Genomic DNA, 9668 nt, shown 5'->3' on the forward strand with positions numbered 1-9668 from the left:
AAGAGCGATTATCCCCACACACTTTTACCCCTAAATAACTTGAAATTGTCGCCAGAGCCAAGATGGAAAAACCAAGGTGTACTAAGCGGTTAAACCAAGCATTGAGAGAATTTTCATCCCTGATCGCGGTCTTTGTCTGCTCTGTTTCTGACCACACCAACGCCTCATGAATTTTAACTAAATCTTCAGTTGATGTATCTTCATTCATCGAGCGTCTATACAACTCATTCTCGATGTACTTGATTTTGTTTTGCCTGGTTGGTTGTTCGCTTATCAGTGCCAGTTTCTTAAGGCTTAAACGGTCTATCTGTGTGGCAACTTGCCCTACAATAAATTCTTTTTGCTCTCGGCTAAGTTGGTTGTCTGTGTAATCATCTATTTCGTGAAACATTGCTTGATTCCCCCTTGCCCATAAAATAGCGGTCATTACTTAAGCGGGAACAGACGATTGATATCTTGCTAGCCATTCCAAAACGGCTTCTACAATCGGCTGTCCTGCACCATTTGCAAACGAAATTGCACCACTTGCCGCTTGATGTGCATCTTGAAAAGAGCTAACCAACTTCAATGAATAAGCCCAATCAGCACACATATCTGTGATTAGCTTTTCTAAAATTTCTTTGGGCATCATTCCTGGGCGCTCATAACCGTAGTGGCGACACTGCCCAAAAATCCAGTCTGGTTGATGTTTGGTGATGGTTCTGATTTTTTTGACCGTCTCATTATTGGCAGGATATAAATCAGCCGTAGCCGTGGAGTCTGTGTGCGGTTGTGTAAAAACTGCTGCCTTACTGAATTTAGTTGATTTAGGTGCTGGTCCTGGTGCTGTTTCAAGTTCCTTTTTTACCTCATTTCTAAGGTCACGTCCAAGCTTGCGCACTTGTTCATCTCGCTGCTCAGAATTACTCGGTTCTATGGTCGTAATCTCTAACAAGCAAATAGTATTATATCGTCGTCCATAACTTATTCTGCTCCCTATTTCTTTAGGGTCAGTGTGAGGGTCAGATGGCAAGGGAAAGTAGGAGGCAATAAATTCCCCGCTCTCATGCCTCAAGCTAGTCACCAAGCAGAACCTATCACCTACAAAGGTGGTTTGAGAAACCAAAACTAAACCATAACCTGATAAAGAGGGAGTGACGGCTTCTGCTATTTCTTCTAGCTCTGAGTAGGTAAAACTGATTTCTCTACCTGTTTTAGTCGGGATTTTGACCCTTTTATTTTCAAGTATTTTTGGAAAATCTGCTTTCGCTTTTGCTAATGCTTTATTTAATTCTGGTGTGAGTGCTGCTTCCATATTTTTTTACCAATGGGCGATGATTAACCGCCCTAATTTAATTTTAATGAGTCTCAAGCTACTAACAATTCTCGCTGCTTAAGCTTCTGCCAATCCTCGACGGTAAGTTCATCAAATGGTTTATCCAGAAGATCTTCCTCATCATCATCCGGTTCACCAGCTACCAGCAGGCCACTAATTGCGACGACTAGTAATTGTGCTTCATCCGCAGTATCACAACGAGGGCGCTCATCACTACAACTTGGCTGCGCTATCCATTTACCGTCGTCGATAGCTTGGTAATAAGTGCCAATCAAGTCCCGCTCATTCCAAACCCGATACAACACCCCAAAATCTTCGTCATGTTCTGAATCAATTTCAATTTCAGGAGTGGTAACTTTTATTTGAGACAAAATGTACGAAGTTACTGCAATTTGGTGCTTGCATCGAACACCTCTAAAGTGGCAGTCTGCACACTCGCAACGCTCGTTAGGGTCTTCATGGCTTGGGTGAACCGCGTAATGATTTCCATTTTCTTCGTTGCAAACAATGTATGTATCGCCATGTTTTTCTAAAACTTTAATAGACTTGGATGCTTGCTCACGTTTAAGTCTGCTAAGTTCTTTTTCTGGTGCAATTGCTTCCGCTTGGGCTTCAATGTACTCGCCTAGTTCTGCTTGAGCAACTGCTTGCTCGTCAATTAAATGTAAGCAGTCTTGTGTAAGCTTGTGATGGTCACGCGCTACTTGGTCACTAGCACAGCATAAGCCGCGACCAGTTCCATCGTTAAAAGGCTTGAATAGAGGACAATCGGCACAGGTTTTTGGTTGCTCATCAACCTTAACCTCAGCGATCGCTACTTTTTCAACTTGGGCTGATTGATGGTCAAGAATTGCTGTAATCCAGCTTGCTTTACTGCGCTTGTCGGTAACTTCGACGGTGGACCCGGTTTGGCTGTAAATGGCTTTTAATTCGGTGAGACTAAGAGACTCAAGATGTTCGCGATTATGTTGGTGTAGCATAGGTTTAGATAAATCCTTGTAGTGAGGGTTTTCCCAAGAGGCGATCGCGGCGTTTGTCGGACTGAAGCGGTCGTCTTTTGTTATATCCATTATGATCGACATTACGATACTTTGTCAATACTTTACGATACAAATGTAACGATACCTTGCAATACATGATTGTTCGAGACTAGATTAGGGATAGACAGATATGGGACAACGACTATGACAGCTAAAAAATCAAGAACCTTTATCTCAATCGAGATAGATCCAGAAACAAAAAAAGCGTTCAGTGACAAAATCGACCAAGAAGGCAAAACAGTGACATCTGTTCTTAAGCAGTTCATTGAGCAGTATTTAAGCAGTGATACTTCAGAAAATGTTCCTAGCCTAATAGAGATAACCCAACGGCTAAGGCTTGTTGAGGAAAAGATTCAAGGAATTAGCCTTGAAAATAATGAACTGGTAAACAAAAACAAGCAACTAGTGGGGGAATCAGCCGCCTGAGAGAGGAAAACGAGTCTCTCAGGCGACTTCGCGACGAATTAGGAAATCTGCTCAACAAGGAAAGACCCGCCAATCATCAGGCGGGTTAAATGTTTTTTAGGGGTGTTGTCTGTCTCGATAAAGTATTGTATTATCGAGACAGATACACAAAATAAGCTTAGCAAATGAACGCGATCGCATCGTCGGAACAAAACAACCCACCTGATTTATCAAAGGTAAGTGGCGTGTATTGCGAAATTCATGCCATAGAAAGAATTACTAGCAAGATTGCTCGAATTGAAGAATACGTACCACGTTTTCAAAAGCTCAAACAGGAGAACCAGCAACTTAAGGTAAAAATCCAACACCTCGAAGAAGAGATTGAAAACCTTAAGGTATGGCGCGACACCATGCTTGCAGTAGTCAAACTTGCACCCAACAGTAATAACTAAAAATCAAAACCCCTAGCCGTTGTAAAAGACTTGCTGGGGGCGTAATCATTCTATGAATAATCAAACATTACCAGAAAACTCAGATAATCGCATGGGTGCCTCCGCCCATACCCTGTGTACATTACAAGACATTGGACTAGAGAGAGAAATCCTTGCTGAAGTTCTTTTAAGCCCAAATGCATTTTCCACTGTTGCCCACATTCCCCAATGCGCATTTAGTACGACACAACACCGTATCGTGTGGGCTGGAATGCTTGCTTGCCACAAAGAAGGAAAGATACCTGACTTGCCAACACTTGCCCTAGAACTACGTGCTAGCGGCAAATTAGACGCGATTGGTGGGCAGTTGTTCTTGGCACAATTGTTTGATACTGTGGTGCATTCAGGATGCTTAGAACAGCACGCTGTATCATTACTGGAACGACACCAGGAGCGGTTGGTTGTAGCAAATTTAAAACGTGTTGTAGAGTCAGGGCGAATTGATGGGGATGCTCTAGCCGAGATTGAAACACAAATTGAAACCCTGAAAAAAGTTCAAGGTAAACCAGTACCAGTTGACCGCGATGAGCGTTTAAAGCTGGAGTTACAAACTTTATCAACCATAACTGACCCTGTTAAAAGAGTAAGAAAACGTGCTGAAATTTGCACCAAGTTTTCAATTTCTAAGGGAGAGGTTGAAGGGCTGCTTACTTCAATGTCAGGCGCTACCACCCAAAAAGCAAGGCGGTACACTGCGGCTGAGTTTAGGGCGTTGGAACCAGAGGGGGTGAATTGGGTAATTCCTGGCTTGCTACCTGGTGGTAGTGCGACTGTGTTTGCAGGACCCGCCGGTGTTGGAAAAACAACTCTTGCTTATGACGCAGCTGCTTGTGTGTTGTTTGGTGAAGAATTTTTGGGTGAAAAACCAAATAAAACTGGAAAGGTGTTGTTTGTTGCTAGCGATGAACCACAATGTTTTGTAGAAGACAAATTCATTAATCGTGGAATATATGGCAGTGACAATTACAGCATCATGCTTGATTGGGATATGAGCCAAATGAACGAGCTGGAAGAAACACTGAAGACTGAAAAACCATTGTTAACAGTGATCGATTCTTTCAGTTCCATTCACAAGGACCCCAACTTTGATGAAAACTCAGCTGCTTGTCGTCACTCAGTAGAAATGTTGCAAGCAATGGCTATTCGTCACAATACTGCACTGCTAATCATTCACCACACCACCAAATCAAAAGACCAATCAGGAGTGGGCAAGATTAGGGGAAGTAGCGCTATTGGTGCTGCTGGCTCATTTGTGTGGCTCCTTGAAGGCGAGAAGAATTCAGATTTGAGAATTTTTACCACCCCAAAAAGTAGAAGTTCAATGGGCGTAAATTTACGTTTAGCTCTTGATGCTCACAATGGGCGTTGGGAAGTTACAGGTGGGAATGAAGAGGATGCTACACACAAGACAATAGGCGATCGCATCATCGAATTTATGATGAATGTGCCAGGGGTGAAATTTGCAGCCGAAGAAATCAGTAATGCTATTGGCTACGGCAAGCAATCAGTGTACAAAGCTCTTGACCGGCTTGTACAGCGTGGGGTAGCCGTGAAACGACCAAGTAAGGCTGATGCCCGGTGTAAAGTTTTTGGCTTAGCAGTACCCCCCCCTGCCCCAAATCAGGAAGTGTCTAATAATTCTGCTGAAACTAATACAGTGATTCAATCTCAGGAGATATTAGACACTAACCCCAAAACAGTAGAGGGGGGGGTCAATCAAGAGATACTGATAAATAATGCGACAATACTTAGCGATCCAGATATAGATGCTGATGTTTTAGAGTACGTGATGGTAGGTTGGACAAAAGAGTTCAAGGAGGCAGTGTGGCAGTTGTTGGGTGAGGAAACTAGGATGAGGCTGGATGTACTCTTGGGGAGGCAAGGTGCAAGCAATGCCTAGCCTAAATCAATAGTGAGCAAGAAAAAGCTTTGTAAAAGTGTAAAATGAGATGTAAAGTGGAAGCGTGGGAATCGTTGATGGGTATATGAAAACAGCGTCGTCGAAAATGACTCTTGCGCCTGTGTTCTACACACTGGCTCAAGTCCAATTTAACCCAATTGCCCAAATGTCGGATTATGTTGCTCGTTTGCAGGAACGCCATCGCCGAAGTGGGTTCCCTGACTTTCGTGCCGAAAATCAAGTTGAACTTACAATTCGCCGACTGGAGGAAGCACAACCCGATGTTCAGCCTATACAGCATACGCGCTGGAGTTTTACAAATACTCAGCGTACTGAAGGATACTTTTTGCTCTCGAATGCCTTGGTTTTTCACACTACTACATACGATACCTTCGCCGATTTCTTGAACAAGACCATAAGCGGTTTAAAGTTGGTTCACGAAATTGTTGAACTGGCTTATGTTGAAAAAATTGGACTCCGTTATCTTAATGCTGTTGTGCCGATAGATAATGATACCCTGCAACAATACTTGAACCCATCTTTACTGGGCTTTTCTGCGAACCTAGAAGGTCGTCTAAGCCATAGCTTTACTGAGACGGTCACAGCTATTGAGGACGGCAATTTGGTTGCTAGAGCAATTATCACGAATGGAGCATTAGCTTTGTCACCTGATTTGATTCCGTTACAGCTCGAACTGCAACTCCGATTTCGAGAGATTAATTGCCAGAATACAGTGTTAGATACTGACTATTTCATCGTTAAACGAAACAACTTCGATCTTGAAGAAATCGAAAATCAACTTTTGAAGTCACATGAAATCATCACAAATGCTTTCAAGGTTTCGGTAACTGACTACGCTAGAGAAAAGTGGGCTTAAGACTATGAATATGACAACAAACCCTTATCCCTCGTCTTTTATTCAACCTAAAAACACCCGTAGCTCTTATACGGCTATCAAATTATTTACCCCACTATTGTTTTTGACAGCAGGTACGGGTGGTATTATTACCGCGCATAGCGCTGCTGAGATAAGCAGATTGGTCCATGATCCGCTTATACATATCGAATCTAAGGCGATACCGGTTGATACGCGCTCTCCTGCTGAACATGTCGCGAATATCCGTGATGTATTTGCTGTAAATATGTCTGATCTGGCGTCTGTTCTTGGAGTCACTCGTCCTACTGTCTATGCTTGGCTAACAGGACAAGAGCCAAAAGGAGAAGCATTAGTACGTATTCAGCAATTGTCCTGCGCTGCCGACAAGTTTAAGCAGGCAAATATCATCCGTCTAGATAAGCTGGTACATCGCCCAATTTTAAATGGGCGTTCCTTGCTCGATATACTCAAGACAGATGAAGACCCTATAGCGGCTTTACCTACTCTCAAGGCAATAGCCGATAGAGAAGCGCAGACCCGTCGTGAAGCTAAGGGTTCTGGTAAACACCTGAAATCGCTTGATGATGTTTTGCGCGATTCTTCTGTGCCTATCTATGAGAGGAGTTAGTGCAAGCAATGCCTTGGTCTCGAAACACCATATGGCGGCAGGGTAGCGTACTGGCTCAGAAAAACTTTCAAGTAGTGGGATTGACCGATGCACCTGATGCTGATCTGGCTATAGCAATATCTCACGATTGCGATATCGCCAATGACGATCTGAATGTTGAACCTGTTGTAGAATTCATCTTTGCTCGCATCCTACAGCAGCCTAATGGAAATTACACACATGGAAAAAATCCGCGCACTCTACACCTAGAGTACACACACGGTGAAAATCTTGTTGTCCTTGAACTGCTCGCTTCAAAAAGATTAACATTACACAAAAATAAACTTGAGGCAGTTCAACCTGATGAGTCTTATAGACTCACTGATTCCCGGCAGATTCTTCAAAGTTGGTTGGCGGCTAGATATCGTCGTCATGCTCTACCGAATAGCCTTGTTGATCGGCTTCGTGAAGTTTTCGCATACATTGAAAAGAAAGGCAAGAAAAATTCTTCTGGAATATTGTCTTTCAATCTGTCTTATGATCCCGAAGATGAACTTCTTGCTGAAGAACCTTATGAACTCTGGCTCTACGTTGTTTACATCACTGATAAAGATGAATACCGCACAATGTCTGAAGCCATTGCGCAAAGCCTGAAGACAGAATTTCCGAATCTTTTAGAAAAGACAAAGGATTGCGGCAATGTGATTTTGCGCAAGTGCGAGGCAGTCTCCGAAATGGAATTCACAGTTCGCGATATGCGTGACACGGTTGTATACCATTTTGAACACTTAAGTTATCGCACTGAGCCTTCGGGACCAGTGATTTAGGTAACTAGGATAATATATAAGCTGTTCCACATTTAAATTGCATAAATTGTCGCTTGGGAAGTTACAGGTGGTAATGAAGAAGATGCTACTCACAAAACGAGCTTGCGATCGCTCGTTGTTTTGGGCAACCCTAGTCGCCAGCCAGACGCATCCACGAAGTTTTATGAGTAGCGTAAATATATATGAAATCAGCAAAAGAAAAATTACTTGAGTCTATTGAACATTTAGATATAGAGCTAACAACCCTTAAAGGGGTTGAAGGGAAAGAACATATATTTCTATTATTAAAAGCATTAGTTGATGGCGCAATGTGGTCAGAGCAAACCTACGAAGAGTTTTTAGTTGCATCAGTACCATTAGCCATCTATTTTTTTAAATATGAAAATACTAGGAATTATATAGAGTCTGGAATTGATAAAACAGGTACTCAGGAAGATCCTAGGACGTGGGAAGAGTACAAACTTATAGCACATTTAATTGCTAATTCACACCACTTGAACGATGATATGGATCTATAAACATGCGTCTCTCAAGAAAGTACTGTGGCAAGCTATCTGGATATTAACTTATTGGCAACGATGGTTCGCGCTCGTCGTGGACGCTTGCCGCTGCACGAAATCGCTCTTGAGATAGGAAATATCAGTCCATCTACGCTTTCGCGGATAGAAAACGGTAAAATGCCAGACATGGAAACCTTTTTATTGCTATGTGATTGGCTGCAAGTGCCGGTCACTGAACTAATCAAGAGTACAGAGTCTTTTAGTGTCAATAACAGCGATGCTATTACAATGCAACTGCAAGCTGACAAGAACTTAGATCCAGCAGTTGCAAATGCGCTTGCCGTTTTGATCAAGGCAGCTTATAAACAGGATGTAGCTGTGTTTCACGCTTATGAATCAAGCAATAAAGATATAAGACGGCATAGTACGAATTGAATTAAAATTTTACAACTTATTTTTTAAGCCAATTGTGGAGAATAAAAAATTGTATGTATGACTTTAAAGAAGAAATAGGGAAGAAATTTTATGAAGCACAAAACACCCTCCCTAATACAGGGTCAGTTCCACTACCTTTACCTTGGAATGACTTGAGCGAGGAATGGAAGGGTTTTTATAGGCAAGCTGGGGCAATTGTTGCACAAGCTGTTGATGATGGAAAATTACCTGATAGGCTTCTAGCTGCTGTTACTGAGAAAAACCAAGCCTACGTCGAACGAAACAAAGTGCTTGCTTTAGCTACAAAGCTAGCTTTCTTGCAGGGATACGCAGTTGAATTGTGGGAACATCCAGCAGATGATAAAGAATGGGAAACTGAGTGGAGAAATATTGTAGCAATTCAACTTCCAAGTGGCTGGCTAACTTGGCATATTCATATTGAAGAAATGCCTTTGTTTAATTGGATTAAGAGGGAACAGAACAAATGGGATGGACACACGACACCAGAAAAATACAAACGGCTTGAAGTGTTTGTGATGACGACGACTAATATTGAAGAAATAGAGTAGCCCTTTTTTCCTAGTAGCAGCAAAGATGAAAATTCTTTTTTTAGATTTGGATGGCACAGTCAGAGAGCCAAGTGAGGAAGGTGAAAAATTCATTGGCAATGATTACAAAAAACAAAGAATCATTGCTGGGGTGAAGGAAGCAATTTCACAATACGAAGACTGGTTTATTATAGGAATCAGTAACCAAGGAGGCGTAAAGTCTGGTTACAAGACTCTAGATAACTGCATTGCTGAACAACGCTACACAATGGAGTTAATCCCACAAATAAAAGTAGTTTATTTTTGTCCAGATATGGATGGATTAAGGTCTTATAAAGTTGAGCCTGACAACATTACCGAATATGTTGACGAAGATGCTGACCTTGTTCGCTCGTCAGAAGATGACTTTAAATGGATAGCAAGTTTCAGAAAACCTAGTCCAGGAATGGTTAAACTCGCTTTAAAAGAGTACGGGGGATTGGTTGAAGATTGCTTTATGGTTGGCGATCGCCCCGAAGATGAACAGTGCGCCAAGAGTGCTGGAATTAGATTTATCCCGGCTGTAGAGTGGCGAGTTCAAACAATTGATTAAATGACTCTATTCATTCATGGGTTTCTCTTGGTGAGTCAAAATGCTGACAACAGTATTCTTTTCGCCGCAATGTGGGCAATAAACTATTGAGTTTAATTGTGGTTCAATATCTGCTATAGTCCACCATTTCT

The 9668-nt window shown here is 42.2% G+C and carries 13 protein-coding genes; 10 read left to right on the forward strand and 3 right to left on the reverse strand.

The window, feature by feature from the left end; genetic code table 11:
* From G4P69_RS33665 to G4P69_RS33675, 3 genes are all read right to left on the reverse strand, one after another.
* On the reverse strand, positions 1 to 391 hold a 391-nt coding region (locus tag G4P69_RS33665), incomplete at its 3' end, for a hypothetical protein (RefSeq protein ID WP_208344858.1).
* Between the two features lie 39 nt (positions 392 to 430).
* On the reverse strand, positions 431 to 1294 hold the full coding sequence (locus G4P69_RS33670; protein ID WP_208344857.1) for an ERF family protein: 864 nt from the start codon (positions 1292 to 1294) through the stop codon (positions 431 to 433).
* Positions 1295 to 1347: 53 nt separating this feature from the next.
* Positions 1348 to 2397, reverse strand: a complete 1050-nt coding sequence (locus tag G4P69_RS33675) for a hypothetical protein (protein ID WP_208354213.1) — start codon at positions 2395 to 2397, stop codon at positions 1348 to 1350.
* A gap of 102 nt (positions 2398 to 2499) precedes the next feature.
* Here G4P69_RS33675 and G4P69_RS33680 point away from each other — a divergent pair, with 102 nt between their 5' ends.
* The 10 genes from G4P69_RS33680 (at position 2500) to G4P69_RS33725 (ending at position 9537) form a co-directional block, all read left to right on the forward strand.
* The gene (locus G4P69_RS33680; RefSeq protein WP_208344855.1) at positions 2500 to 2781 is read left to right on the forward strand and encodes a hypothetical protein; all 282 of its coding nucleotides are present in this window, start codon (positions 2500 to 2502) and stop codon (positions 2779 to 2781) included.
* Between the two features lie 164 nt (positions 2782 to 2945).
* A complete protein-coding gene (locus G4P69_RS33685; RefSeq protein ID WP_208344854.1) occupies positions 2946 to 3212 on the forward strand; it encodes a hypothetical protein in 267 nt (88 codons plus the stop codon).
* A 52-nt stretch (positions 3213 to 3264) separates the two neighbouring features.
* Positions 3265 to 5151, forward strand: coding sequence for an AAA family ATPase (locus G4P69_RS33690; RefSeq protein ID WP_208344853.1), 1887 nt, complete (start codon positions 3265 to 3267; stop codon positions 5149 to 5151).
* 85 nt (positions 5152 to 5236) lie between these two features.
* Positions 5237 to 6028, forward strand: coding sequence for a TIGR04255 family protein (locus G4P69_RS33695; protein ID WP_208344852.1), 792 nt, complete (start codon positions 5237 to 5239; stop codon positions 6026 to 6028).
* A 10-nt stretch (positions 6029 to 6038) separates the two neighbouring features.
* Entirely contained in the window at positions 6039 to 6656 is a 618-nt protein-coding gene (locus G4P69_RS33700; RefSeq protein WP_208344851.1) for a hypothetical protein, read from the forward strand.
* Between the two features lie 8 nt (positions 6657 to 6664).
* Positions 6665 to 7462 carry a hypothetical protein gene (locus G4P69_RS33705; protein WP_208344850.1) on the forward strand — a complete coding sequence of 266 codons (798 nt, stop codon included), beginning with the start codon at positions 6665 to 6667 and terminating at the stop codon, positions 7460 to 7462.
* Between the two features lie 182 nt (positions 7463 to 7644).
* Positions 7645 to 7980 carry a hypothetical protein gene (locus G4P69_RS33710; RefSeq protein ID WP_208344849.1) on the forward strand — a complete coding sequence of 112 codons (336 nt, stop codon included), beginning with the start codon at positions 7645 to 7647 and terminating at the stop codon, positions 7978 to 7980.
* A gap of 24 nt (positions 7981 to 8004) precedes the next feature.
* Complete coding sequence (locus tag G4P69_RS33715) at positions 8005 to 8397, forward strand: helix-turn-helix domain-containing protein (protein ID WP_310833468.1); 393 nt, start codon at positions 8005 to 8007, stop codon at positions 8395 to 8397.
* Between the two features lie 53 nt (positions 8398 to 8450).
* Positions 8451 to 8966: a WDGH domain-containing protein gene (locus G4P69_RS33720; RefSeq protein ID WP_208344848.1), complete on the forward strand. Its 516-nt coding sequence runs from the start codon at positions 8451 to 8453 to the stop codon at positions 8964 to 8966.
* A gap of 25 nt (positions 8967 to 8991) precedes the next feature.
* The gene (locus G4P69_RS33725) at positions 8992 to 9537 is read left to right on the forward strand and encodes an HAD hydrolase-like protein (RefSeq protein ID WP_208344847.1); all 546 of its coding nucleotides are present in this window, start codon (positions 8992 to 8994) and stop codon (positions 9535 to 9537) included.
* Positions 9538 to 9668: the final 131 nt, after the last annotated feature.

Origin of the sequence: Aetokthonos hydrillicola CCALA 1050, from assembly GCF_017591665.1 — a bacterium.
In the GTDB taxonomy this organism is placed as follows: domain Bacteria; phylum Cyanobacteriota; class Cyanobacteriia; order Cyanobacteriales; family Nostocaceae; genus Aetokthonos; species Aetokthonos hydrillicola.